Source organism: Bacillus rugosus (genome assembly GCF_023238245.1).
GTDB lineage: Bacteria > Bacillota > Bacilli > Bacillales > Bacillaceae > Bacillus > Bacillus rugosus.
The window spans coordinates 2,705,611-2,729,649 of sequence record NZ_CP096590.1 but is presented as its reverse complement, the minus strand read 5'-3'; the positions used below and the strand labels follow the sequence as shown (position 1 = coordinate 2,729,649).

Here is a 24,039-nt window from a genome sequence, read left to right as displayed (position 1 = left end):
CTTTTTTTAGTCTTTAATTAAAATACCGACTGCCTCGAGTGCTTGGCAGGCCTGATCGATGCGGTGTTCATCAGGTGCTGTCAGTGTATGGAGATGCACGCCGTCAGTCAGCTGTGATAAATAGGCAGCGTTCGTAGAATTAATTTTTTTTATGAAATTGCTAACTTCCTTCCGGGTGCCTACTTGGATGGCTGCAGTTAAATCTCCGTATACGGGATGCTCGATTTTTACGTCTTTTACTGTAACACCTTCGTCCACGATGAGCTGCAGTTCCTCTTCTGTCCGTTCAGGATCGTGCAGACAAGCTATGATTCTTTCTGCCTGCTGGTGCTGCTGAGCGGCTGCATCCATGTATACATATCCTTGGCTTGTGGCGATGATCGGTTCATTTTTCGCTTTCAAGAGCGAAATATCCTGAACAATTACTTGTCTTGAAACGTTCGCTTTTTTTGCGAGTTCCCCTCCTGTCAGCGGTGATGCAGATTCCTTCAGCCACAGAAGAAGCTGGTCACGCCTGTTGGCGCCCATAAGCTTTAGTTCTTCGGTCAATATTAAATTCTCCTTTCTTTTGCTCCCAAAGCGCTGTAAACGTATGTAATAACTTATCCAGCTGTTCAGCTGTTGTATGCCTTCCAAAAGAGATGCGGATAAATTGCAACGCTTCTTTTTCTGTTTTTCTTAATGCCTTCATCGTTGCAGACGGACCGTGATAACCTGCAGAACAAGCGCTGCCCGTTGAAATGCAAATATTACTTCGATTACATTCTAACATAACATATTGTCCTTCAAATGAGTGAAAAAAACACCCGATAATATGCGGAAGACATTCCGTTTGTACAGGGTCTGCCACAAGGGTTACAGGGAGAGACCGAATGCTGATTTGCTCTAAAAAGTGTGTTCTTAATGTCTTATTGCGGGATATCTGTTTATCCATTTCGTTTATGATCAGCTCTGCAGCGGCAGTAAAGGCACCGATTCCGGGGACATTCACGGTGCCGGCTCTGAATCCGTGTTCGTGAGTAATGAGAGGGTAAACGGGTTTCCAAGGGACACCTGGGTGAATATAGACCGCACCCACTCCTTTAGGACCGTGGACTTTATGGCTGGACACTGAGAGTGCATCCACCCCCAGCTCTTTTGTATTGATCGGGATTTTCCCGAATGTTTGAACAGCGTCGCAATGAAGAAGAATACCCCTTTTGTGCAGGTATGAAGACAGGCGTTGAATAGGCTGAATGATCCCAGTTTCAGAGTTGGCATGCTGAATAGATACCAGGCCTGTTTCCGGCCGGATATGAGCTGCTAATATTTCCTCGGTAATAAGTCCATATTCATTCGGTTCAATGATCGTTACATCAAATCCATGCTGTTTTAGAAAAGCAGCACAGCTATGAATGGACTGATGTTCCATGGCAGTCGTAATGAAATGTCTTTTTGTATTTGGCAGGCCGTTTAGTAATGATTGAATGGCTAGAAAATTGGATTCAGTGCCGCCGCTTGTAAAATAGATGCCGTTTGCTTCTCCGCCAATGATGTCGGCGATTTTTTCACGGCAGTACTCCAGTATGTGCTTTGCTTTTCCTCCCGCATCATGCAGGCTGCTGGCATTTCCGTACATATCCATGCTGAGCTTCTGATATACGTTAAGGGCTTCCTCGCAAATAGGCGTTGTCGCTGCATAATCTAAATAAATCATCTGGTCTTCCTCCATCCGTTCTCCATAAAAAACTCTTGAGTTTATTTTATCCTTGTGTAAATATAGGTGTCAAGACAGGTGTAAACGACAGGAGGGTGGCATATGTCTAAAAAGACGATTGCAGTCATCGGTTCAGGGGCGGCGGCACTTTCTTTAGCGTCAGCTTTCCCGCCCTCATACAAAGTGACTGTCATCACAAAAAAAAGCGTCAAAAATAGCAACTCTGTCTATGCGCAAGGCGGGATTGCTGCGGCGTATGCAAAAGGTGACTCGATTGAAGCCCATCTGGAGGATACGTTATATGCAGGATGCGGACATAACGATCTAGCTATTGCAGCAGACGTTTTACATGATGGAAAAATCATGATTCAAAGCCTATTGGAGAGTGAATTTCCATTCGACTGCAATGAACAGGGCGATGTTTGTCTTGGCAGAGAAGGAGCCCACTCATACAACCGCATTTTCCATGCGGGCGGAGACGCAACCGGCAGACTGCTTGTTGATTATTTGCTGAAACAGATCGACAGCAAAATCGAGTTAATCGAGCATGAAACAGCAGCTGATTTGCTTGTTGAGAATGGGCGCTGTATCGGCGTCATGACAAAAGACAGCCAGGGACAGATCAAGGTAAGACACGCGGATGAAGTTGTGCTGGCGGCTGGCGGCTGCGGCAGCCTGTTTCTTCATCATACGAATGATCCATCTGTCACAGGTGACGGCCTTTCTTTAGCTTACCGGGCCGGAGCGGAATTAACTGATTTAGAGTTTACTCAGTTTCACCCGACACTACTTGTGAAAAACGGTGTTACATGCGGCCTTGTTTCAGAAGCTGTCAGAGGGGAAGGCGGATATTTAGTAGACGAAAACGGCCGCCGGATTATGGCTGGACGGCATTCTTTAGGTGACTTGGCTCCAAGGGATATTGTCTCACGGGTTATTCATGAAGAAACGGTAAAAGGAAACCGCGTTTATATCGACTGCAGTGCGATTTCTGATTTCGAAGCACGTTTCCCTACCATCACCGCTATTTGTGAAAAAGCAGGAGTTGATCTCCAAAACGGAAAAATACCTGTTGCCCCGGGTATGCACTTCTTAATGGGAGGTGTTTCAGTTAATCACTGGGGGGAAACGACAGTGCCGGGTCTTTATGCAATTGGCGAGACCGCATGTACCGGTTTACATGGAGCAAATCGGCTTGCGAGCAATTCCTTATTGGAAGCGCTGGTGTTTGGAAAAAGAGCAGCTGAGCATATTATGCAAAAACCGGTTTATAACAGGCAATATCAATCATTATCAGAAACCAGTGTAACCTACGAGGTGCCGAATACAGAGCTGTATGAATTGCAAAGCAGAATGACAAGCTACATGTCTATATTGAGGAAACAAGGCAGTCTGATTGAGCTGAGCAACTGGCTTCATATGCTGCCTTTTCAGGAAGTGAATGTGAAGGATATCACAATACCTCAGCTGGAGCTTTCTCATTTATGGCAGGCGGCAAAGCTGATGACATCTTCTGCGCTTTTGCGGGAGGAAAGCAGAGGGGCTCACTTCCGCACCGATTTTCCTCAAGCTGATGTGCGCTGGCAAGGAAGACAAATTGTCCATACAAAAAAGGGAACGAAGATTAGAAAAAACGAGGGGATTTGGAAAAATGAATCATTTACAGCTGAAAAAATTGCTGAATCACTTTTTTCTTGAGGATATAGGCATGGGGGATCTTACATCACAGTCTATCTTTGGAGAACAGAGCTGTGCAGCGGAGATTGTTGCAAAGTCAGACGGCATCTTTGCTGGAGCTGCAGTGATAAAAGAAGGCTTTACTTTATTAGATAAAAATGTTCAAACCATTTTACACAAAACAGATGGGGACATTTTGCGAAAAGGTGAAGTGATTGCCGTGTTACGCGGTCCGGCGGCAGCGCTTCTTTCGGGAGAGCGGGTCGTATTAAATCTTATTCAGAGGCTGTCAGGAATTGCGACGATGACAAGGGAGGCTGTTCGTAGGCTGGATGATGAACAGATAAAAATTTGTGACACGAGAAAAACAACACCGGGGCTGAGAATGCTGGAAAAGTATGCTGTCAGAGCGGGTGGCGGGTATAATCATCGATTCGGCTTGTATGACGGCGTCATGATTAAAGACAATCATATTGCAGCATGCGGCTCTATTTTAGAAGCATGCCAAAAAGCGCGTCAGGCCGTCGGCCATATGGTAAATATTGAGGTGGAAATTGAAACGGAGGAACAGCTCCGGGAAGCAATTGAAGCAGGCGCAGATGTTATTATGTTTGACAATTGCCCGCCTGACAAGGTCTGTCATTTTGCGAATCTCACACCGAACCATATAAAAACTGAAGCTTCGGGCGGGATTACGTTAGAATCTTTGGCTGCTTTTAAAGGGACGGGCGTGAATTATATTTCATTAGGGTTTCTGACTCATTCCGTCAAAAGTTTAGATATCAGTATGGATGTTACATTATCAAATGAATCTGTGGAGGAATGCCGTTATGTCAATTCTTGATGTGATAAAACAATCGAATGATATGATGCCTGAAGGTTATAAAGAAATATCGAGAAAGGACATGGAAACGCGTGTTGCAGCCATTAAGAAAAAGTTCGGCAGCAGGCTCTTTATACCAGGCCATCATTATCAAAAAGATGAAGTGATACAATTTGCTGACCAAACAGGCGATTCCCTGCAGCTGGCCCAAATTGCGGAAAAAAACAAAGAAGCGGATTATATTGTTTTTTGCGGCGTGCACTTTATGGCAGAGACCGCTGATATGCTGACAGGAGAGGAACAAACAGTCATCCTGCCTGATATGAGAGCAGGATGTTCTATGGCCGACATGGCTGACATGCAGCAGACCAATAGGGCGTGGGAGAAGCTTCAGCATATATTTGGAGATACGATCATACCTTTAACTTATGTGAACTCCACTGCGGAGATCAAGGCTTTCGTCGGTAAGCATGGCGGAGCGACTGTAACTTCTTCGAATGCGAAAAAAGTGCTTGAGTGGGCGTTTACACAGAAAAAACGAATTTTATTTTTGCCTGATCAGCATTTAGGGAGAAATACGGCATATGATCTGGGTATCGCACTTGAGGATATGGCTGTGTGGGATCCGATGAAAGATGAATTAGTGACTGAATTTGATCATAAGAATGTGAAAGTAATTTTGTGGAAAGGGCATTGCTCTGTTCACGAAAAATTCACCGCGAAAAATATCCAAGATGTAAGGGACCGTGATCCTGACATTCGGATCATTGTGCATCCTGAATGCTCACATGAAGTCGTGATGCTAAGTGACGACAGCGGATCAACAAAATATATTATCGATACAATCAACCAGGCTCCGGCGGGAAGCAAGTGGGCAATCGGAACAGAAATGAATCTTGTCCAGCGGATCATTCACGATCACCCTGATAAACAAATCGAATCACTCAATCCTGATATGTGCCCGTGTCTGACAATGAATCGAATCGATTTGCCGCATTTACTGTGGTCTTTGGAACTAATAGAAAAAGGAGAACCTTCAGGCGTGATCAAGGTGCCAAAAGCCATTCAGCAAGATGCCCTCCTTGCCCTGAATCGAATGCTTTCGATCACGTAAATCAGAAATATTTCCCCTCCTGTACTCATAACTTCTTTTGTTCAGGCATATGTTGTGAAGAAACATATTGTAATCACAGCTGAACTGTTCACGTTTTGCATAGGAGGGGAAAACGTTGAAAATCCATATCGTTCAAAAAGGCGATTCGCTCTTGAAAATAGCTGAAAAGTACGGAGTTGATATTGAGGAAGTGAAGAAGCTTAATACACAGCTCAGCAATCCAGACTTAATCATGCCTGGAATGAAAATAAAAGTGCCGTCTGAAGGTGTCCCGGTCAGAAAAGAGCCAAAAGCGGGCAAAAGTCCGGCGGCCGGGAGTGTGAAGCAAGATCATCCATATGCGAAAGAGAAGCCTAAATCCGTTGTCGACGTAGAAGACACAAAGCCGAAAGAAAAGAAGTCTATGCCGTATGTCCCGCCGATGCCTAATCTGCAGGAAAATGTGTATCCCGAAGCTGATGTGAACGATTATTATGATATGAAACAGCTTTTCCAGCCTTGGTCGCCTCCTAAACCGGAGGAGCCGAAAAAACATCATGACGGAAATATGGATCATATGTATCACATGCAAGACCAAGATCAATTTCCACAACAGGAGGCTATGAGTAATATGGAAAATGCAAATTATCCGAATATGCCTAATATGCCAAAGGCGCCAGAGGTAGGCGGTATGGAAGAAGAAAACGTTCATCATACAGTCCCGAATATGCCGGCTGTTCAGCCTTTCCATCATTATCCGGCTCATTTCGTGCCATGTCCGGTTCCTGTTTCACCAATTCTTCCAGGGTCAGGATTATGCTACCCGTACTTTCCACATGCTTACCCAATGTATCCGCAGCATGGATACCAGCCAAGCTTTGTGTCGCCTCAGTATGATCCGGGTCATTATGAAAACCAGCATCATGAAAACAGCCATCACGGACATTTCGGTTCATACGGAGCGCCTCAATACGCATCTCCGGCTTATGGATCTCCGTATGGACATATGCCGTATGGCCCTTATGGCACTCCCCAAGTGATGGGTGCATACCAGCCGGCAGCGGCCCCAGGATACATGCCGTACAAAGGCCATGACGACTGCGGCTGTGACGATGATCATCAGCCATATTTTTCCGCACCTGGCTATTCGGGACTCGGAGCTTATGGAACCCCTAATATGCCTTACGGCGGAGCGAATCCAAATCCATATGCGGCCGGAGTTTCTATGCCAATGGCGAATCAGCCTTCTGTAAACCAAATGTTTGGCCGGCCGGAAGAAGAAAATGAGTGATTGTTCGGAACGATGTAAATCGTTCCTTTTTTTGTTTCGGCGCAGATTACCGCCAAATGGACAGAACTGACACGCTTAACATGCCCCTCGGACGCACATGATAAAAACGAGCAAACATGCTCAATTTGTCTACGGGGGGTTTTTCCATTGGGTAAAAAAGTGATGATCGCTAGCTTGATTTTAATGACAGCCGGCTTAACAGCATGCGGAGCAAACGATAATGCTATGAATGATACGCGCAATAACGGCAATACCCGTCCAATCGGATATTATACAAATGAAAATGACGCTGACAGACAGGGAGAAGGAATTGTCGACAATGACGGACCTGTTACTGAATTAATGGAGGACCAAAACGACGGTAACCGAAACACCACGAATGTAAATGACCGTCGTGACCGTGTTACTGCTGACGACCGCGTTCCTTTGGCAACTGACGGAACATATAACAACACGAATAACAGAAACATGAATCGAAACGCGACGAACAACGGATATGACAACCAAGAAAACAGAAGACTGGCAGCTAAAATTGCCAACCGTGTGAAGCAAGTGAAAAATGTTAATGACACACAAGTGATGGTAACGGACGACCGAGTAGTCGTCGCCGTCAGAAGCCACAGCGATTTCACAAAGTCCGACAGGGATAATGTCGCAAAAGCCGCACGCAACTATGCGAATGGCCGTGACGTTCAAGTGTCCACAGATAAAGGGCTGTTCACAAGACTTCATAAAATGAACGCTCGCTAAGGATGAAAGGCTGCCGGAAGTGATATTCGGCAGCCTTTTTCTTTGCATCAGTGAACAATACAGATTAAAGTGTACATAGAAAATTCGTAAAAAGAAGGTGAAAACATGGCAGGCCATTCTAAGTGGAAAAACATACAAAAAAGAAAAAATGCGCAGGATGCAAAGCGCGGGAAAATATTTATGAAGCTTGCGAAAGAAATCTATGTGGCAGCGAAAGAAGGTGGAGCTGATCCAGAAGCAAATTCAGCATTGCGTCTTGTCATCGAAAAAGCAAAAGGCGCCAATATGCCGAATGACAATATAGACCGTGCCATTAAAAAAGCAGCGGGGAGCCTGGATGGAAGCAGCTATGAGGAAATCACCTATGAAGGCTACGGCCCATCAGGGATTGCCGTGATGGTTGAATGTGTAACAGATAACAAAAACCGAACGGCGTCAAATGTGCGGACAGCATTTAATAAAAATGGCGGAAGTCTGGGAGAAAGCGGATGTGTAGCCTTTTTATTTGAACGGAAGGGATTCATTGCAATCGACCGTACAGAACGGCAAATAGAAGAAGATGAGCTCATGCTTGATGTGCTGGAAGCAGGGGGAGAAGAGCTGCAGACTGAGGAAGACCAATATGAGGTAATAACAGATCCCGAGCGTTTTGAAGAGGTAAAAACAGCTCTCGAATCGAATTATCCAATTTCTTCGGCAGAGGTGACCATGCTTCCGAAAACCTATGCAGATGCCGATGATCAGGCTGTTGAGAAGCTGGAAAAATTGATCGACATCCTTGAGGGTGACGATGATGTCCAAGAAGTGTATACCAATTATCGCTTATAAAAAACCGGCACGATGTCATATCGGGCCGGTTTTTTTATATTCAAGAGACACGCTCATTTTCCCGTGTGTATTCTTTCTCCCAAAATTCAGCGTTTTTAATGCCTAGCGCTTTCGGATCAAAGACCGGGTCTAAGCCCTGCTTCCTTTGGCGCTCGTAATCCTTTAACGCGAGAAGCGCCGGTTTGGCAAGCAGCACAATCGCAATGACGTTCAGCCATACCATAATGCCAAGTCCTGCATCGCCTAATGCCCAAGCAAGAGAAGCGGTTTTCACAGTTCCATAGAACGTCGCGGCTAAAATAATCACTTTTAAGACAAACATTGCCCATTTGCTTTCTCTGCCTCGGGCTAAATAGGCGATATTTGTTTCTGCGATATAGTAATACGCCATAATTGTTGTAAATGCGAAGAAGAATAAAGCGATGGCAACAAAGCCTGCACCGAATCCGGGAAGAACGTTGTCAATGGCCGCTTGAGTGAAACCGGGCCCCGCCTCTACGCCTTTAAGTTGATGAACGATAAAGGAACCATCTGCAGCCTGGGTATTGTACATGCCGGTAAACAAGATCATGAAAGCTGTAGCGGAACATACAAATAGCGTGTCGATATAAACAGAAAATGCCTGAACCAGCCCCTGCTTGACCGGATGGGAAACTTCTGCAGCGGCTGCTGGATGGGGGCCTGTTCCCTGTCCGGCTTCGTTTGAGTAAATGCCTCGTTTGACCCCCCAGGAAATCGCCATGCCGATCAGGCCGCCAAAAGCGGAATCTAAAGCAAAAGCGCTTTTGAAAATCAATGAGATCACAGCAGGCAATTCAGAAACATTCATGGCAATAATGATCAAAGACAGCAGGATATAGCCAATGGCCATAAACGGAACAATCATTTGCGCGGCACTGGCAATTCGTTTGACGCCGCCAAAAATAATGAACCCTAATAATAAAACGAGAACACAGCCTGTAATGGCAGGAGAGATGCCGAATGCATTTTTGACGCCAGCCGCAATGGAGTTGGACTGCACGCCCGGCATCAGAAGGGCCATTGAAATGAGGGCGGCTGCGGCAAATAAGACGGCAAACCACTTAATGCCTAAGCCTTTTTCTATATAATAAGCCGGGCCACCCCGATATTGTCCGCCTTGTTTCACTTTGTAAATTTGGGCAAGAGTTGACTCAACAAAGGCGCTCGCCGCACCGATAAAGGCAATCGCCCACATCCAGAACACCGCACCGGGTCCGCCGAATGCAATTGCTGTCGCCACACCCGCAATGTTTCCTGTCCCCACTCGTCCGGACAGTGCAATCGATAACGCTTGAAAAGAAGAGACACCGGCTTCAGAGCTCTTTCCTTTGAACATCAAAACAATCATTTCTTTCAAATGTCTGACTTGTAAAAAGCGGGTCAAAATAGAAAAAATTAATCCAATTCCCAATAAAATATAAATAACGGGGGTACTCCATAAGACCTCGTTTAAACTAGTAACAAAATCTGCCATCAAGCTTCCTCCTCACTTCATTTCGATTACATGTATAAAAATATTTTGGGCTAATCGAACTATTTCTACAATCGATTTGTCACATTATATGACCGGTAAGTATCAATAAGAAGAGGAAGGGAAAAAGAAAAAACGCCGCGTATTGATTACGCTGCGCTTTTCCGCGTTGCACCATATAGCAGGTTCATACTATCTTTACATTTCCTTAAAATTCACTCAATAAAGCGGTGGTATGATGAAATAAAATAAAGGGTGAGGGGAGACAGAGATGGAAAAAACGTATTGTCATTCCAGCGAGAAAGGCTCAGAAGCGGTCTACTTAACTGTGAGAGGCTATCGAATTAAGCTGTCGCCTCAACAAATGAAGCTGATTTCTGCCATCAGAAAGTAAAAATATATGGATGAAGGCAGCCGCGTGTGCGGCTGCCTTTTTGATTTAAGAATATTTTCTTTTCCGCTGTGCGAAATGCCTTTGGAACCAATCTTTCTTATATAAAAATGCGATGATCTCCAGCCAAAAACCCGGAATCTTTTTGGGGAATATCGGTTTTTTGTAGAGTGCATGATACGCTGATTTTAAATCGTCCCACTGGGTGCACGTTTTTGTCTGTTCGAATCTTGCAACATCAATCACCCGCACTGCCCCGGATTCTGTCAGAATCAGATTGCGCAAATGAATGTCTGACGGATTCAAGCCGGCTTCACGGGCGTCAGAAAGTGCTTCTTCAACTTGCTGAATCATGCCATCACTGATCGCAATGCCTTTCTTTAGGCAGTTATAAAAGGTTTCGCCTTTAATATATTCCATAAGAATAAATGAATCACCAGTTTCGTAAATGTCAGGATAGAAAGCGGAACCAGCTAATTTTTCATAGATCGCGGCTTCTTTGACGGCTGTCGCTTGATACTCCGGAAAAAATACTTTCAGCGCCATTTTTCGATCGCCTTCTGTTAAAGCAAACACATAGGCGCTTCTTCCCTTGCCGATTAGTGTTAATTCCTCAGGTTTTTCTTTGACTTTATCAAATCTGCTGTTCTTGCGGTATATGACTGAATGGGCCAGTGCCTCTGCTTTTGTCAGCATTTCATTCACCTTCTTTGCTCTATTTTATGCAGTTGTTTATAGGAAAATCATAAACTGTTCAGGAAAAAGAGCCTAATTCTAGTGTATCTGGTCTTGAAGAAGAAGGCTACCTATAAGCATTAATTGTGATAAAAGAGACATAGAGCGATCATTTCCATTCTTGAAAAGCGCTTACAAATGGGATAGTATTAATTTAAAATAAAGCGCTTTCGTGAATGTTCAAGGGGGAACAAGCCATGACAAAACAGATTGTGACAGGGATTATCGGTGCAGGGCGCATCGGCAAACTTCATGTTCAAAATATACGCCGGATTCCTCATATGAAAATAAAAGCAGTCTCTGATATTCAGGCAAGCCGTATAAAAAGCTGGGCTGACAGTCACCAGATTGAATACATAACCTCTGATTATCGCGATTTATTACACGACCCGGATATTGACGCTGTTTTTATTTGCTCACCGACAGCCGTACATGCACAGATGATCAGAGAAGCAGCCGAGGCGAAAAAGCATATTTTTTGTGAGAAGCCCGTCAGTTTCTCTCTGAATGAAACAAAAGAAGCGCTTGCGGCCGTCCGGAAACACGGGGTTGCACTCCAAGTCGGATTCAACCGCCGTTTTGATCCTCATTTTAAGAAAATCAAAACAATTGTTGAAAATGGTGAAATCGGTACGCCTCATTTATTAAAAATCACGTCGCGGGACCCAGAGCCCCCGAATATAAATTATGTACGTACTTCAGGCGGCTTGTTTATGGATATGTCGATCCATGACTTTGATATGGCCAGGTATATTATGGGAAGCGAAGTGACCGAAGTGTATGCAAAAGGGGCAGCTTTGGTGAATCCTTCTTTTGCTGAGCTGGGTGATATTGATACGGCTGTCATTACACTGACTTTTGAAAACGGTGCCATGGCTGTGATTGACAACAGCCGCCAAGCTGTGTACGGATATGACCAGCGGGTCGAGGTTTTTGGGACGAAAGGCTCTGCAGCAGCGGACAACAGCAGGCCGACGACGGTCGAAGTGTCAACTGCTGATTTTGTGATGAAGGATAAACCGCATTTCTTTTTCCTTGAACGCTATAAGGATGCGTATGAGGAGGAGATTCTTCGGTTTGCAGAAGCGATCGACACCAACCGGGAAACTGCTTGCACCGGCAATGACGGTTTTCAGGCGGAACGGATTGCCAGAGCGGCACAGCAATCGCTTGCTTTTGGCATGCCTGTCAGTATTGAGCATACTGAAAAAGTCGCTTTTTGATTAAACAGGATTACAATTCAGTAAGCTTGGGTATAGAACCTCCATTGATACTTTAGAAAAAAAGTAGGCGGTGGAGAAAATGAATACAGCACATGCTAAAGGAAATGTTTTGAATAAAATCGGAATTCCTTCTCACATGGTTTGGGGTTATATTGGCGTTGTCATCTTTATGATTGGAGACGGGCTCGAACAAGGCTGGCTGTCTCCTTTTCTCGTTGATCATGGTCTCAGCATGCAGCAATCCGCATCGCTTTTTACCATATACGGCATTGCTGTCACCATCTCGGCTTGGCTTTCAGGCACGTTTGTCCAAACTTGGGGGCCGAGAAAAACGATGACTGTCGGCTTGCTTGCATTTATCCTCGGTTCAGTCGCTTTTATCGGCTGGGCGATTCCTCATATGCATTATCCGGCTCTCTTAGGCAGCTATGCACTTAGAGGCTTGGGATATCCGCTGTTTGCGTACTCTTTTCTTGTGTGGGTGTCATACAGCACCTCTCAAAAGCTTCTTGGAAAGGCCGTCGGCTGGTTTTGGTTTATGTTTACGTGCGGCCTTAGCGTGCTCGGTCCGTTCTATTCCAGCTATGCGGTTCCGGCCTTTGGAGAAATCAATACGCTTTGGAGCGCTTTACTGTTTGTAGCAGCAGGCGGACTCCTCGCCCTATTTTTTAACAAAGATAAATTTACACAGGTACAAAAACAAGATCAGCCAAAATGGAAAGAACTGTCGAAGGCGTTTACAATTATGTTTGAAAATCCTAAAGTCGGCATTGGCGGAGTTGTCAAGACGATTAATGCCTTAGGACAATTCGGATTTGCCATTTTTCTCCCGACCTATCTAGCGCGTTACGGGTATTCCGTTTCGGAATGGCTGCAAATATGGGGGACGCTGTTTTTTGTTAATATTGTGTTTAATATCATTTTTGGCGCAGTCGGAGATAAACTGGGCTGGCGCACTACCGTGATGTGGTTTGGCGGTGTCGGGTGCGGTATTTTTACGCTGGCGCTTTACTACACGCCTCAGTTGATCGGGCATCAGTATTGGGTGCTGATGATTATCGCCTGCTGTTACGGTGCTGCATTGGCTGGCTACGTGCCATTAAGCGCGCTTTTGCCAACGCTTGCACCTGATAATAAAGGCGCTGCCATGTCAGTGTTGAATCTGGGATCTGGTTTATGTGCGTTTATCGCGCCGGGCATCGTAAGTCTTTTCATTGGACCGCTCGGTGCAGGCGGTGTCATATGGATCTTTGCGGCATTGTATTTTTTCAGCGCTTTTCTGACACAATTCTTGACCATTTCTGAGAAAAGCGCTGATGTGTATACGGAGGAACGGCTTGTCAGAGAAAACGTGCAAACAAATTTCGAGAGAACGGTTAAGCTGTAGCCTCTTTGGTCAAACTAGTCATAAACGTGTGCAAAGAGGTGTAGAGGGTGAAACGATTTAGCACGGCGTATCTTTTGCTGGGCATTCTTTGCTCAGCCGCAGCTTTTCTGATAGTTGCTTCTCCCCGCGCGCTTGGGGCGGAAGTGGAGCACTATGAACCGCTGCAGGTGCATGTGCAGCTTGAGAAGGTGTATTTGGACGGCGATGTCAGCATTGAGCATAAACGTGAAAAAGTGCTTTCTATGGATGATTTTTGGGCAACTTATGCCGGCTGGACGCTTGTCGAACAAAAAAAGGGATATGTGCTCTTCCGAAAGCAAATGGACGATATTTCTCCGCTCAGTAAGGTGAACGGTTATATCGGTGTATCGGATAATGGAGTGATTTCCACTTTTCACGGCCGGCCTGAGTCAGCTTCCGAACCGATTCAGTCTTTTTTTCAAATTGATCTAGAAAGGCTGGAAAGCCATATGCAAAAAAATCTGCTGAAAGGCATTCCATTTCGGACAAAAGCGGAGTTTGAGGATGTCATAGAACACATAAAGACATACAGCGGGTAACGTCCGCTGATTGAAGACATGTATTCATGTCTTTTTTTTCGTGGAAGAATGAGAGAGAAGCGAACGTATGTTAACTTTTCTATAAGACTTTGGCTGTTTTTATGGTACAATGAAGAACAGTCAAAGAGGTGAATTGCGTGATTGAATTTGTTAAAGGGACGATTGATTATGTATCTCCCCAATATATTGTGATAGAGAACGGCGGCATTGGATATCAGATTTTCACGCCGAATCCGTTTATATATAAGGAGAGAAACCAAGAAACGATTTTTACGTACCATCATATTAGAGAGGATGCTTTTTCGCTCTACGGTTTTTCAACAAGAGAGGAGAAGGCGCTCTTTACAAAACTGTTAAACGTGACCGGTATCGGTCCGAAAGGCGCACTCGCCATCTTGGGCTCGGGTGATCCGGGAGCGGTAATCCAAGCGATTGAAAATGAGGATGAAGCCTTTTTGGTCAAGTTTCCTGGTGTAGGAAAGAAAACCGCACGTCAGATTATTCTTGACTTAAAAGGAAAGCTCGCTGATGTTGTGCCTGAAATGATTGAAAATCTGTTTAATCATGAAGAAAGGCTTGAAAAGCAAACAGCAGAAACGGCCCTCGAAGAAGCGCTTGAGGCCCTCAGGGTTCTTGGATATGCTGAAAAAGAAATCAAAAAGGTGCTTCCTCACCTGAAAGAAGATATTGGGCTGACAACAGACCAATACGTGAAAAAAGCATTACAAAAACTATTGAAGTAAGGTGATGTTCATGGATGAACGGCTCGTCTCAAGTGAAGCAGACAACCATGAATCAGTGATAGAGCAAAGCCTGAGGCCGCAAAATTTGGCGCAGTATATCGGTCAGCATAAGGTGAAAGAAAATTTGCGCGTGTTTATAGATGCGGCAAAAATGAGACAGGAGACGCTTGATCATGTTCTTTTGTACGGGCCGCCCGGACTTGGAAAAACGACGCTTGCTTCCATCGTTGCCAATGAAATGGGAGTTGAATTGCGTACGACATCTGGGCCTGCGATTGAAAGACCCGGTGATTTGGCTGCCATATTAACAGCGCTTGAGCCGGGAGATGTGTTATTTATTGATGAAATACATAGACTGCACAGATCGATTGAAGAGGTGCTTTATCCTGCAATGGAAGACTTTTGTCTGGATATAGTGATTGGGAAAGGCCCTTCTGCCCGCTCGGTCCGGCTTGATCTTCCGCCTTTTACGCTGGTAGGCGCCACGACAAGGGTAGGGCTTTTGACGGCGCCGTTAAGAGATCGATTCGGCGTAATGTCGCGCCTTGAGTACTATACGCAAGAAGAGCTGGCGGACATTGTCACAAGAACTGCTGATGTATTCGAGGTTGAAATCGATAAACCGTCTGCTCTCGAAATCGCGAGGAGATCGAGAGGGACGCCCCGCGTAGCGAACCGCCTGCTGAGAAGGGTCCGGGATTTCGCCCAGGTGCTGGGTGACAGCCGGATCACGGAAGAGATTTCGCAGGATGCGCTGGAGCGGCTGCAGGTTGACCGTCTCGGTTTGGATCATATTGATCACAAGCTGCTGATGGGCATGATCGAAAAATTTAACGGCGGCCCGGTGGGTCTTGATACCATTTCAGCCACGATCGGCGAAGAACCGCATACGATTGAGGACGTGTACGAACCGTACCTCCTGCAAATCGGATTTATCCAAAGAACGCCGCGGGGAAGGATCGTGACACCGGCCGTTTATCATCATTTCCAAATGGAGGCTCCCCGGTATGACTGAATTCCCTAAGATCATTATGATTCTTGGTGCTGTTTTGCTTATCATCGGAGCAGTGTTGCATTTTGTCGGCAAGATGCCGGGAGATATTTTTGTGAAAAGAGGGAATGTTACATTTTTCTTCCCGGTTGTCACTTGTATCATCATAAGTGTGGTATTATCAATTTTGCTTAATCTTTTCGGAAGAATGAAATAACAAAAGACTAGAATAAAGGTGAAATCTCATGAAAGTCGATTTATTTGATTTTGAACTACCGGAACGTTTAATTGCACAAGTGCCGTTGGAGCAGCGTGATGCTTCAAGGCTGATGGTGCTTGATAAACATACAGGAGAGCTGACTGACAGCTCGTTTAAACACATTATCAGCTTCTTTAAAGAAGGGGATTGTCTAGTACTGAACAATACCCGCGTGCTGCCTGCGCGGCTATTCGGCACAAAAGAGGATACCGGCGCGAAAGTGGAATTGCTTTTGCTGAAACAGGAAGCTGGTGACAGGTGGGAAACACTTGCCAAACCGGCGAAACGGGTAAAAAAAGGAACCGTTGTGACATTTGGAGACGGAAGATTGAAGGCTGTCTGCACGGAAGAACTTGAGCATGGCGGCAGAAAAATGGAGTTCCAGTATGACGGTATTTTTTACGAAGTGCTGGAATCCCTTGGAGAGATGCCGCTCCCGCCATATATTAAAGAACAGCTTGATGACAGAGAGCGCTACCAGACCGTGTATTCTAAAGAAATCGGCTCTGCGGCCGCGCCTACTGCTGGCCTTCACTTCACTGAAGAAATCTTGCAGCAATTGAAAGACAAAGGTGTGCAGATTGAGTTCATCACTCTGCACGTAGGCCTTGGAACGTTTCGCCCTGTGAGTGCCGATGATGTTGAAGAGCATAATATGCATGCAGAGTTTTATCAAATGTCAGAAGAAACAGCTGCAGCCTTAAACAAAGTAAGGGAAAATGGCGGCCGGATTATTTCTGTCGGCACGACATCGACACGCACGCTTGAAACGATTGCCGGGGAACATGACGGGAAATTTAAAGCATCAAGCGGCTGGACATCTATTTTTATTTATCCGGGCTATGAATTTAAAGCCATTGACGGAATGATCACAAACTTCCATTTGCCGAAATCGTCATTGATTATGCTGGTCAGTGCGCTTGCGGGAAGAGAAAACGTTCTGCGCGCTTATCATCATGCAGTGGAAGAGGAATACCGTTTCTTCAGCTTCGGAGACGCGATGCTGATTCTATAATTTAAGAACAGGAGGCCTCACCAAAAGTGGCTGAACAACCAATACGCTATGAATTTATAAAAGAATGCAAACAAACAGGGGCGCGGCTGGGAAAAGTGCATACTCCTCACGGCTCCTTTGACACACCAGTTTTTATGCCGGTCGGCACACTGGCGACAGTCAAAACAATGTCACCTGAAGAACTGAAAGCAATGGATGCGGGCATCATTTTAAGCAACACTTATCACCTATGGCTCCGTCCGGGTCACGATATTGTCAAAGAAGCGGGCGGGCTCCATAAATTTATGAACTGGGACCGCGCGATATTAACAGATTCAGGCGGTTTTCAGGTCTTTTCTCTAAGCAAGTTTCGTAATATAGAGGAAGAGGGCGTTCATTTCCGCAATCACTTAAATGGAGACAAGCTGTTTTTATCTCCGGAAAAAGCGATGGAGATCCAAAACGCACTCGGCTCTGATATTATGATGGCATTTGACGAATGCCCGCCATATCCGGCAGAGTACGATTATATGAAGCGGTCAGTAGAACGGACAAGCCGCTGGGCGGAACGCTGCCTGAATGCCCACAACCGTCAGGATGAACAAGGGCTGTTTGGCATTGTACAAGGCGGAGAATATGAAGATCTGCGCACGCAAAGTGCGAAGGACTTGATTTCCCTTGATTTTCCGGGATATGCTATAGGCGGATTATCTGTCGGTGAACCGAAGGATGTCATGAACCGTGTGCTCGAGTTTACAACACCGCTTTTGCCGAAGGATAAACCGAGATATCTGATGGGAGTTGGTTCTCCGGACGCGCTGATCGACGGAGCGATCCGCGGGGTCGACATGTTTGACTGTGTGCTGCCTACCCGGATTGCAAGAAACGGCACTGTGTTTACAGCTGAAGGCCGTCTCAATATGAAAAATGCGAAATTTGAAAGAGACTTCCGTCCGATTGATGAAGAGTGTGATTGCTATACATGTAAAAACTACACTCGCGCGTATATCAGACACTTGATCCGCTGCAATGAAACATTTGGCCTTCGATTAACAACTTACCATAACCTTCATTTTCTGTTACACTTAATGGAGCAGGTAAGACAGGCTATTCGTGAGGATCGTCTGGGTGATTTCAGAGAAGAGTTCTTTGAGCGTTACGGCTACAACAAGCCAAATGCGAAAAGCTTCTAAATAAAAATGAAAAACAGGTTTACAGAAAGGGGTGAAAATCATGACAGGCACTTTAGGTACATTGGTTCCTATTATTTTAATGTTTGCGGTCCTTTACTTCTTGCTGATTCGTCCTCAGCAAAAACAGCAAAAGGCAGTACGCCGAATGCAGGAGGAACTGAAAAAAGGCGATTCAGTAGTGACAATCGGGGGATTGCACGGTACTGTTGACTCTATCGACGAAAGCAAAGTCGTCATTAAGACTGGTGAAAACACACGTCTTACGTTCGACCGCCGCGCGATCAGAGAAGTTTCTGCTGCTGAATAACAGCAGGAGCTATACATAGCAAACAAAAAAAGAGCGGGTGAGTGAGCCCGCTCTTTTTTATGTGGAAGACCTGTTTCCCCTCATGTTCACGCCGAAAACCCCGCCCAGCATGCAGACCCCTAAAAATCCAAGATGGAAGAGCAGCTGTTCCGCTGTAAATGTCTTTCCGAATCCTAAATACTGAAACAATAAAATAATCAGAGAAAAGCTTAAGGCAGTCAATGCCCCGATCATCCAGCCTCTTTCCTTTCCTTTACCGCCAGAAATGAACCCGCCGATGAACAAAGAAAGAAATGAGATGGCGGTGATTAGCCAGTTGAATGATGACTCTTCCAGCGTGGTTGCCGTCAGTAAAAGTGAAACGGCTAAACTTGTCAGGAGCATGGCTGAGAAAATGGCGATTAAGCCGTAAAGAATGCCTTTTCCAACTTGTTTCGTTTCCTCCATAAATGTCTCCTCTCTGCCTGTATTAAAAGGCTTCTGTTCTTTTTCAACAAAGCCGTCAGACATGCTGATGGCTCGTCTTTGTAAAAATGTATTCCCCTATCACATGAATTAGACGTAAAAGCTTTATGAAATACGATCGCTTTTTCTTACATAAATTGTTCGTTTTGTTGCATCCTATAATGAGTTGGAGGTGCATGATGGAAGAGCTTCTCACTATTACGTTTCGCACAATCATATTGTATTTTGTAATATTGGTCATTTTTCGTTTTATGGGCAAACGGGAGATCGGGGAGCTTAGCATTTTAGATCTCGTTGTCTTTATCATGATGGCTGAAATTGCCGTTTTAGCCATAGAAAACGTAGAAGATCATCTATTTCACACTATTTTGCCAATGCTTGTATTAATGATCATCCAAGTGACTTTGGCATACTTTTCTTTAAAAAACCGAAAAGTCCGCCAGCTTCTTGACGGAAAGCCGACCATTATTATTAAATATGGGAAAATTGACGAAGACGCCATGAAATCACAGCGTTATAATTTCGATGATTTAATGGTTCAGCTCAGAGAAAATAACATCGACAGAGTGGCTGATGTATCATTTGCCATTTTAGAGCCGTCAGGCAAACTGACTGTTGTAAAGAAAGAAAACAGCGGAGAGCATCGGCAGCTCGAAATGCCGCTTATTATAGATGGCTCTATTCAAATGGAAAACCTGTCCAGGATTGAAAAAGATCAACAGTGGCTGCTTGAAAAACTAAGAAAACACGGATATGCAAACCTTTCAGATATTTCATTTTGCTCGTTTACTGACGGTGAGTTATTTATAGATAAAAAAGATGGGCACCGCACGTGACCTTTAGCGGACGATCAGACGTCCGATAATAGGAATGCGGCGAAGCTCATCTTTTTTAATTAAACGGAAAGCGAGCAAGAGGATGATATAGATGGCAGTACTTATTGCAATCCATCCGGCGACATTCACAGCCTCGGACGATCCAAAGCTTACATATTGTTTAATGCCGGAGCTGATGAATCCGCAAATTATAATAACAGCGAAGCTGAGCGCGTACTCCTTGATTTTAATACTGATCGGCAGCACCTTGCTTACGGTTGCCGCGTGTAAAAGCGTGACGAGCACCATGCCTGTCACAATGGCTAATGCCGCGCCCATAATACCGAGAGACGGCCTGGTGGCGAGGACAAAAATAAGGCCGGTTTTGACAAGCGCTCCGATTAAACTGTTCATCATCGCAGCCCCTGCTAAATTAAGCGCCTGCAGCACAGCTTGAAGAGGGCCCTGGAAATAATAAAGCAGAAAAAACGGGGCCATCACTTTTATAAATACAGCAGCGCCTGAGGAACCGTACATCACCCTCATCAGCTCATCCGCAAATACAAATAAAATGACAACTGAAATGCCTCCGCTGAGCAGACACAGACGCATGGCCTGTTCCAAGCGGTATTCCACCACCTGCAATTTTTTCTGCTCCATTCCTTCACTTATCGCAGGAACAAGCGCGGTCGATAAAGAATATGTAATAAAGCTGGGCAGAGTCAGCAGGGTCATGGCAAAGCCGGTCAGCTCCCCGTATTGCTTTGTGGCGGCAACTGTCGCTACACCGGCGATAGCAAGGCTTTGAGCGACGACAATCGGCTCGAAAAACCAAGAAAGGTTGCCAATAAAGCGGCTCCCGGTCGTTGGAAGGGACACACTCATTAATTGGGAAAATGTTTGTTTTCCGTTTTTAATCGATTGGAAAAAGTGCTTTCTGATTTTAATTGTCTTTTTATATTTAAAACAAACAAATAAATACAGGAGTGACGCCAGCTCCCCTGCGACTGAGGATAGCATTGCCCCCGCTGCGGCATATTCAATTCCGTAAGGGAGAAAAATCGTTGTACAGAGAGCGACGAGTGAAATGCGGACGACCTGCTCAAGAACCTGGGACACAGCAAGCGGGTTCATATTCTGTTTTCCTTGAAAGTATCCCCTCAGCACACTTGATATAGCGATAATCGGCACAACCGGCGTAATGGCCAGGAGCGGGTAAAGTGTTCTCTTATCTGTCAGCATCGTCTCAGCCATAACCGGGGCGAAAAACAGAAACAGCGGTGTAAAGATCAGGCTGAGCACTCCTGTGATGGTAAGAGACATGACTAAAATATTTTTTGTTTTTTGATGATCTCCGCGTGCGCTGGCTTCAGCGACAAGCTTGCTGATCGCGACCGGCAGACCGAATTGAGTTAATGTAGTGGCCAAGAAGAAGGTAGGCGCCGCCATCATGTAAAGCCCGACTCCTTCTTCACCGATAAAACGGGCGATAACCACCCGGTTGACAAACCCGAGCATTCTTGTAACCATTCCTGCTGCGATCAGAATAAGAGTGCCCCTTAAAAACGTCTGTTTCGCCATTTTTACCCCCTGCCTTCTCAAACTACCTGTAATCATATACAATAAAGATATGCGTATATATCGTCCAAGCATGACAAGTCTTCTTGAAAAACAATAAAAAGGAGCGTGGAATTCATGGAGAAGCATCCTGCTGATCTATATAAAGACCACGTCAGGCCGTTTCTTTACAGCAAACTGGAAGAGTTTAAGATTCTAGGGTATGATGATGTTGAACTCGAAAGTTTGTGGTCATACTTAACAGGCAAGAAGTGGAAAAAGAAAACAGAACTGCACATCTATGAAATGACGAGTGATATTTTATCAGTGAAAATTGGCGAATTTATGAACTATGCAACTGTTGAGTCATTTAAAACGTCTAATTGGCTGGGCAGTGAAGAAGGCCAGGAAGCATTGGAAGAACTGCTGAGATAGCAGGTTGATTTGCACAGGTTTAAGGGAGGATATACATAATGAAAAAAGGACGCTTGATTGCGTTTTTCCTTCTCGTTTTATTGATCGGCACGGGCTTGGGCTACTTTACGAAGCCTGCCGCGAACAATATTACGTTAGGATTGGATTTGCAAGGCGGATTTGAGGTGCTGTATGATGTACAGCCTGTAAAAAAAGGTGACAAAATCACAAAAGACGTTCTGGTCAGCACAGTAGAGGCGTTGAACCGCAGGGCCAATGTTCTCGGTGTTAGCGAACCGAACATCCAAATTGAAGGAGATAACCGGATTCGCGTTCAGCTCGCTGGGGTGACAAACCAAAACAGAGCGCGTGAAATCTTGGCCACTGAAGCGCAGCTTTCTTTCAGGGATACAAATGATAAGGAATTGCTGAATGGCTCTGACCTCGTCGAAAACGGGGCTAAACAAACATATGACGCCAAAACAAATGAGCCGATAGTCAGTATTAAACTGAAGGATGCTGATAAATTCGGCGAAGTGACCAAGAAGGTCATGAAAATGGCGCCAAATAACCAGCTTGTCATTTGGATGGATTACGAAAAAGGGGACTCCTTTAAAAAAGAAGTTCAAAAAGAACTTCCTAAATATGTATCAGCTCCAAATGTAAGTCAGGAATTAAACACAACAGACGTTACAATTGAAGGACAGTTTACTGTTCAAGAAGCGAAAGATTTAGCCAACATTTTAAACGCCGGCGCGCTTCCTGTGAAACTGACTGAAAAATACTCAACTTCAGTAGGTGCACAATTCGGCCAGCAGGCGCTCCATGATACGGTGTTTGCCGGTATTGTCGGTATCGCAATTATTTTCTTATTTATGCTTTTCTATTACCGCCTGCCGGGATTTATTGCGGTGATTACGCTATCGGTTTATATCTACATTACACTTCAAGTCTTTGACTGGATGAATGCTGTACTCACGCTTCCGGGAATTGCAGCGCTCATTTTAGGTGTCGGGATGGCTGTCGATGCCAACATCATCACCTATGAGCGGATTAAAGAAGAGCTCAAGCTAGGAAAATCAGTCCGCTCTGCCTTCCGTTCAGGAAACAGACGGTCATTCGCAACGATTCTTGATGCGAATGTTACAACGATTATTGCTGCTGTTGTGCTCTTCATCTTTGGGACAAGCTCTGTTAAAGGGTTTGCAACGATGCTGATTCTGTCGATTTTGACAAGCTTTATCACTGCCGTTTTCTTATCAAGATTTCTTCTCGCTCTTCTTGTAGAAAGCAGATGGCTTGATCGGAAAAAAGGCTGGTTTGGCGTCAACAAGAAACACATTATGAATATTCAGGATACAGATGAAAATACAGAGCCGCATACGTTGTTCCAAAAATGGGATTTCACGAGCAAACGCAAGTATTTCTTTATCTTCTCAAGTGCAATCACAATTGCCGGGGTTATTATCCTGCTTGTATTTAAGCTGAATCTGGGCATTGACTTTGCGAGCGGTGCACGGATTGAAGTCCAAAGTGATCATAAGCTGACGACAGAGCAGGTGGAGAAAGATTTTGAATCACTTGGCATGGACCCTGACACCATTGTTCTGTCAGGCGAAAAGAAAAATATCGGTGTTGCCCGTTTTGTTGGAGTGCCAGACAAAGAAACGATTGCCAAAGTAAAAACGCACTTTAAAGACAAATACGGGACAGAGCCAAATGTCAGCACAGTTTCACCGACAGTCGGTAAAGAGCTGGCGAGAAATGCTCTGTACGCACTTGCTATAGCTTCTATTGGAATCATTATTTACGTTTCGATACGGTTCGAATATAAAATGGCGATCGCCGCGATAGCTTCACTGCTTTATGACGCATTCTTTATTGTCACGGTTTTCAGTATTGCAAGGCTGGAGGTAGATGTTACGTTCATCGCTGCTATACTGACGATTATCGGATATTCGATTAACGATACAATCGTTACATTTGACAGGATTCGCGAGCATATGAAGAAGCGCAAGCCGAAAACATTTGCCGACCTCAACCATATTGTAAACCTGAGTCTGCAGCAAACCTTTACACGTTCAATTAACACTGTATTAACTGTCGTGATTGTTGTAGTGACACTGCTCATCTTTGGAGCATCTTCGATTACAAACTTCTCAGTCGCTTTATTGGTCGGACTGTTAACAGGCGTTTATTCCTCTCTCTACATTGCCGCACAAATTTGGCTTGTATGGAAAGGAAAAGAACTGAAAAAAGATTCGGTGCAATAAAAAATTCAGGCTGTCCTTTGCAGGGCAGCCTGAATTTTTAAGTTTCATTGAACTTAAAATAGACATTTGCTATAATGACATA

At 44.9% G+C, this 24,039-nt stretch carries 25 protein-coding genes; 19 read left to right on the top strand and 6 right to left on the bottom strand.

Annotated elements, in window-relative coordinates:
* Positions 1-6: 6 nt before the first annotated feature.
* Both M0696_RS13925 and M0696_RS13920 read right to left on the bottom strand, forming a co-directional pair.
* Complete coding sequence (locus M0696_RS13925) at positions 7-549, bottom strand: transcription repressor NadR (protein WP_166850118.1); 543 nt, start codon at positions 547-549, stop codon at positions 7-9.
* Positions 509-1,696: an IscS subfamily cysteine desulfurase gene (locus M0696_RS13920; RefSeq protein ID WP_222143267.1), complete on the bottom strand. Its 1,188-nt coding sequence runs from the start codon at positions 1,694-1,696 to the stop codon at positions 509-511. The genes M0696_RS13925 and M0696_RS13920 overlap by 41 nt, the downstream gene beginning before the upstream one ends.
* 102 nt (positions 1,697-1,798) lie before the next feature.
* Between M0696_RS13920 and nadB the strand changes: the two genes are divergently transcribed.
* The 6 genes from nadB to M0696_RS13890 all read left to right on the top strand — a co-directional run bounded on the left by nadB (position 1,799) and on the right by M0696_RS13890 (position 8,158).
* Positions 1,799-3,394: an L-aspartate oxidase gene (gene nadB, locus M0696_RS13915; protein ID WP_248602071.1), complete on the top strand. Its 1,596-nt coding sequence runs from the start codon at positions 1,799-1,801 to the stop codon at positions 3,392-3,394.
* Positions 3,348-4,217, top strand: coding sequence for a carboxylating nicotinate-nucleotide diphosphorylase (gene nadC, locus M0696_RS13910; protein ID WP_248602070.1), 870 nt, complete (start codon positions 3,348-3,350; stop codon positions 4,215-4,217). The genes nadB and nadC overlap by 47 nt, the downstream gene beginning before the upstream one ends.
* Positions 4,204-5,310: a quinolinate synthase NadA gene (gene nadA / locus M0696_RS13905; protein WP_248602069.1), complete on the top strand. Its 1,107-nt coding sequence runs from the start codon at positions 4,204-4,206 to the stop codon at positions 5,308-5,310. The genes nadC and nadA overlap by 14 nt, the downstream gene beginning before the upstream one ends.
* A gap of 115 nt (positions 5,311-5,425) precedes the next feature.
* Positions 5,426-6,580, top strand: coding sequence for a spore coat assembly protein SafA (safA, locus tag M0696_RS13900; RefSeq protein ID WP_248602068.1), 1,155 nt, complete (start codon positions 5,426-5,428; stop codon positions 6,578-6,580).
* A gap of 147 nt (positions 6,581-6,727) precedes the next feature.
* A complete protein-coding gene (locus M0696_RS13895) occupies positions 6,728-7,330 on the top strand; it encodes a YhcN/YlaJ family sporulation lipoprotein (protein ID WP_166850137.1) in 603 nt (200 codons plus the stop codon).
* 105 nt (positions 7,331-7,435) lie between these two features.
* Positions 7,436-8,158 carry a YebC/PmpR family DNA-binding transcriptional regulator gene (locus M0696_RS13890; RefSeq protein ID WP_222143264.1) on the top strand — a complete coding sequence of 241 codons (723 nt, stop codon included), beginning with the start codon at positions 7,436-7,438 and terminating at the stop codon, positions 8,156-8,158.
* Positions 8,159-8,198: 40 nt separating this feature from the next.
* Here M0696_RS13890 and M0696_RS13885 read toward each other — a convergent pair whose 3' ends face one another.
* Positions 8,199-9,653 (bottom strand): alanine/glycine:cation symporter family protein, encoded by a 1,455-nt coding sequence (locus tag M0696_RS13885; RefSeq protein WP_222143263.1) that lies wholly within the window; start codon positions 9,651-9,653, stop codon positions 8,199-8,201.
* 268 nt (positions 9,654-9,921) lie between these two features.
* Between M0696_RS13885 and M0696_RS13880 the strand changes: the two genes are divergently transcribed.
* On the top strand, positions 9,922-10,044 hold the full coding sequence (locus M0696_RS13880; RefSeq protein WP_222143262.1) for a hypothetical protein: 123 nt from the start codon (positions 9,922-9,924) through the stop codon (positions 10,042-10,044).
* 45 nt (positions 10,045-10,089) lie between these two features.
* On the opposite strand, the gene M0696_RS13875 is transcribed toward M0696_RS13880, so the two are convergent.
* Positions 10,090-10,737 (bottom strand): phosphotransferase, encoded by a 648-nt coding sequence (locus tag M0696_RS13875; protein ID WP_166850146.1) that lies wholly within the window; start codon positions 10,735-10,737, stop codon positions 10,090-10,092.
* A gap of 236 nt (positions 10,738-10,973) precedes the next feature.
* On the opposite strand from M0696_RS13875, the gene iolG reads away from it, so the two are divergent.
* From iolG to yajC, 9 genes are all read left to right on the top strand, one after another.
* Positions 10,974-11,999, top strand: coding sequence for an inositol 2-dehydrogenase (gene iolG / locus M0696_RS13870; RefSeq protein WP_222143261.1), 1,026 nt, complete (start codon positions 10,974-10,976; stop codon positions 11,997-11,999).
* A 79-nt stretch (positions 12,000-12,078) separates the two neighbouring features.
* On the top strand, positions 12,079-13,386 hold the full coding sequence (locus M0696_RS13865) for an MFS transporter (RefSeq protein ID WP_222143260.1): 1,308 nt from the start codon (positions 12,079-12,081) through the stop codon (positions 13,384-13,386).
* A 47-nt stretch (positions 13,387-13,433) separates the two neighbouring features.
* Positions 13,434-13,946, top strand: a complete 513-nt coding sequence (bofC, locus tag M0696_RS13860) for a sporulation cell-cell signaling protein BofC (RefSeq protein WP_166850151.1) — start codon at positions 13,434-13,436, stop codon at positions 13,944-13,946.
* 137 nt (positions 13,947-14,083) lie between these two features.
* A complete protein-coding gene (gene ruvA, locus M0696_RS13855; protein WP_166850153.1) occupies positions 14,084-14,689 on the top strand; it encodes a Holliday junction branch migration protein RuvA in 606 nt (201 codons plus the stop codon).
* Between the two features lie 10 nt (positions 14,690-14,699).
* The gene (ruvB, locus tag M0696_RS13850; RefSeq protein ID WP_019259052.1) at positions 14,700-15,704 is read left to right on the top strand and encodes a Holliday junction branch migration DNA helicase RuvB; all 1,005 of its coding nucleotides are present in this window, start codon (positions 14,700-14,702) and stop codon (positions 15,702-15,704) included.
* Positions 15,697-15,897, top strand: a complete 201-nt coding sequence (locus M0696_RS13845) for a DUF2905 domain-containing protein (protein ID WP_166850155.1) — start codon at positions 15,697-15,699, stop codon at positions 15,895-15,897. Before ruvB ends, M0696_RS13845 begins: the two co-directional genes overlap by 8 nt.
* A 28-nt stretch (positions 15,898-15,925) precedes the next feature.
* Positions 15,926-16,954, top strand: coding sequence for a tRNA preQ1(34) S-adenosylmethionine ribosyltransferase-isomerase QueA (gene queA, locus M0696_RS13840; RefSeq protein WP_166850157.1), 1,029 nt, complete (start codon positions 15,926-15,928; stop codon positions 16,952-16,954).
* A gap of 26 nt (positions 16,955-16,980) precedes the next feature.
* Positions 16,981-18,126 carry a tRNA guanosine(34) transglycosylase Tgt gene (tgt, locus tag M0696_RS13835; protein ID WP_166850159.1) on the top strand — a complete coding sequence of 382 codons (1,146 nt, stop codon included), beginning with the start codon at positions 16,981-16,983 and terminating at the stop codon, positions 18,124-18,126.
* A gap of 40 nt (positions 18,127-18,166) precedes the next feature.
* Entirely contained in the window at positions 18,167-18,433 is a 267-nt protein-coding gene (yajC, locus tag M0696_RS13830; RefSeq protein ID WP_003222677.1) for a preprotein translocase subunit YajC, read from the top strand.
* Between the two features lie 57 nt (positions 18,434-18,490).
* Here yajC and M0696_RS13825 read toward each other — a convergent pair whose 3' ends face one another.
* Positions 18,491-18,880, bottom strand: coding sequence for a TIGR04086 family membrane protein (locus tag M0696_RS13825; RefSeq protein ID WP_061186696.1), 390 nt, complete (start codon positions 18,878-18,880; stop codon positions 18,491-18,493).
* A gap of 197 nt (positions 18,881-19,077) precedes the next feature.
* Here M0696_RS13825 and M0696_RS13820 point away from each other — a divergent pair, with 197 nt between their 5' ends.
* On the top strand, positions 19,078-19,734 hold the full coding sequence (locus tag M0696_RS13820) for a DUF421 domain-containing protein (RefSeq protein WP_248602778.1): 657 nt from the start codon (positions 19,078-19,080) through the stop codon (positions 19,732-19,734).
* Positions 19,735-19,737: 3 nt separating this feature from the next.
* Here M0696_RS13820 and spoVB read toward each other — a convergent pair whose 3' ends face one another.
* Positions 19,738-21,294, bottom strand: a complete 1,557-nt coding sequence (gene spoVB, locus M0696_RS13815) for a stage V sporulation protein B (RefSeq protein WP_248602067.1) — start codon at positions 21,292-21,294, stop codon at positions 19,738-19,740.
* A gap of 114 nt (positions 21,295-21,408) precedes the next feature.
* Between spoVB and comN the strand changes: the two genes are divergently transcribed.
* On the top strand, positions 21,409-21,705 hold the full coding sequence (gene comN, locus M0696_RS13810; RefSeq protein WP_003222684.1) for a post-transcriptional regulator ComN: 297 nt from the start codon (positions 21,409-21,411) through the stop codon (positions 21,703-21,705).
* Between the two features lie 38 nt (positions 21,706-21,743).
* Complete coding sequence (gene secDF, locus M0696_RS13805; protein ID WP_248602066.1) at positions 21,744-23,957, top strand: protein translocase subunit SecDF; 2,214 nt, start codon at positions 21,744-21,746, stop codon at positions 23,955-23,957.
* The last annotated feature ends 82 nt before the right edge of the window (positions 23,958-24,039 follow it).

What these genes read in the sequence shown, in the direction of transcription:
- secDF (WP_248602066.1), top strand. Translation starts at nt 21,744, where the DNA reads ATGAAAAAAGGACGCTTGATTGCGTTTTTCCTTCTCGTTTTATTGATC.
- iolG (WP_222143261.1), top strand. Translation starts at nt 10,974, where the DNA reads ATGACAAAACAGATTGTGACAGGGATTATCGGTGCAGGGCGCATCGGC.
- M0696_RS13820 (WP_248602778.1), top strand. Translation starts at nt 19,078, where the DNA reads ATGGAAGAGCTTCTCACTATTACGTTTCGCACAATCATATTGTATTTT.
- queA (WP_166850157.1), top strand. Translation starts at nt 15,926, where the DNA reads ATGAAAGTCGATTTATTTGATTTTGAACTACCGGAACGTTTAATTGCA.
- M0696_RS13875 (WP_166850146.1), bottom strand. Translation starts at nt 10,737, where the DNA reads ATGCTGACAAAAGCAGAGGCACTGGCCCATTCAGTCATATACCGCAAG.
- M0696_RS13920 (WP_222143267.1), bottom strand. Translation starts at nt 1,696, where the DNA reads ATGATTTATTTAGATTATGCAGCGACAACGCCTATTTGCGAGGAAGCC.
- M0696_RS13865 (WP_222143260.1), top strand. Translation starts at nt 12,079, where the DNA reads ATGAATACAGCACATGCTAAAGGAAATGTTTTGAATAAAATCGGAATT.
- M0696_RS13880 (WP_222143262.1), top strand. Translation starts at nt 9,922, where the DNA reads ATGGAAAAAACGTATTGTCATTCCAGCGAGAAAGGCTCAGAAGCGGTC.
- M0696_RS13885 (WP_222143263.1), bottom strand. Translation starts at nt 9,653, where the DNA reads ATGGCAGATTTTGTTACTAGTTTAAACGAGGTCTTATGGAGTACCCCC.
- yajC (WP_003222677.1), top strand. Translation starts at nt 18,167, where the DNA reads ATGACAGGCACTTTAGGTACATTGGTTCCTATTATTTTAATGTTTGCG.
- spoVB (WP_248602067.1), bottom strand. Translation starts at nt 21,294, where the DNA reads ATGGCGAAACAGACGTTTTTAAGGGGCACTCTTATTCTGATCGCAGCA.
- ruvB (WP_019259052.1), top strand. Translation starts at nt 14,700, where the DNA reads ATGGATGAACGGCTCGTCTCAAGTGAAGCAGACAACCATGAATCAGTG.
- M0696_RS13890 (WP_222143264.1), top strand. Translation starts at nt 7,436, where the DNA reads ATGGCAGGCCATTCTAAGTGGAAAAACATACAAAAAAGAAAAAATGCG.
- comN (WP_003222684.1), top strand. Translation starts at nt 21,409, where the DNA reads ATGGAGAAGCATCCTGCTGATCTATATAAAGACCACGTCAGGCCGTTT.
- nadA (WP_248602069.1), top strand. Translation starts at nt 4,204, where the DNA reads ATGTCAATTCTTGATGTGATAAAACAATCGAATGATATGATGCCTGAA.
- nadC (WP_248602070.1), top strand. Translation starts at nt 3,348, where the DNA reads ATGAATCATTTACAGCTGAAAAAATTGCTGAATCACTTTTTTCTTGAG.
- M0696_RS13845 (WP_166850155.1), top strand. Translation starts at nt 15,697, where the DNA reads ATGACTGAATTCCCTAAGATCATTATGATTCTTGGTGCTGTTTTGCTT.
- M0696_RS13825 (WP_061186696.1), bottom strand. Translation starts at nt 18,880, where the DNA reads ATGGAGGAAACGAAACAAGTTGGAAAAGGCATTCTTTACGGCTTAATC.
- nadB (WP_248602071.1), top strand. Translation starts at nt 1,799, where the DNA reads ATGTCTAAAAAGACGATTGCAGTCATCGGTTCAGGGGCGGCGGCACTT.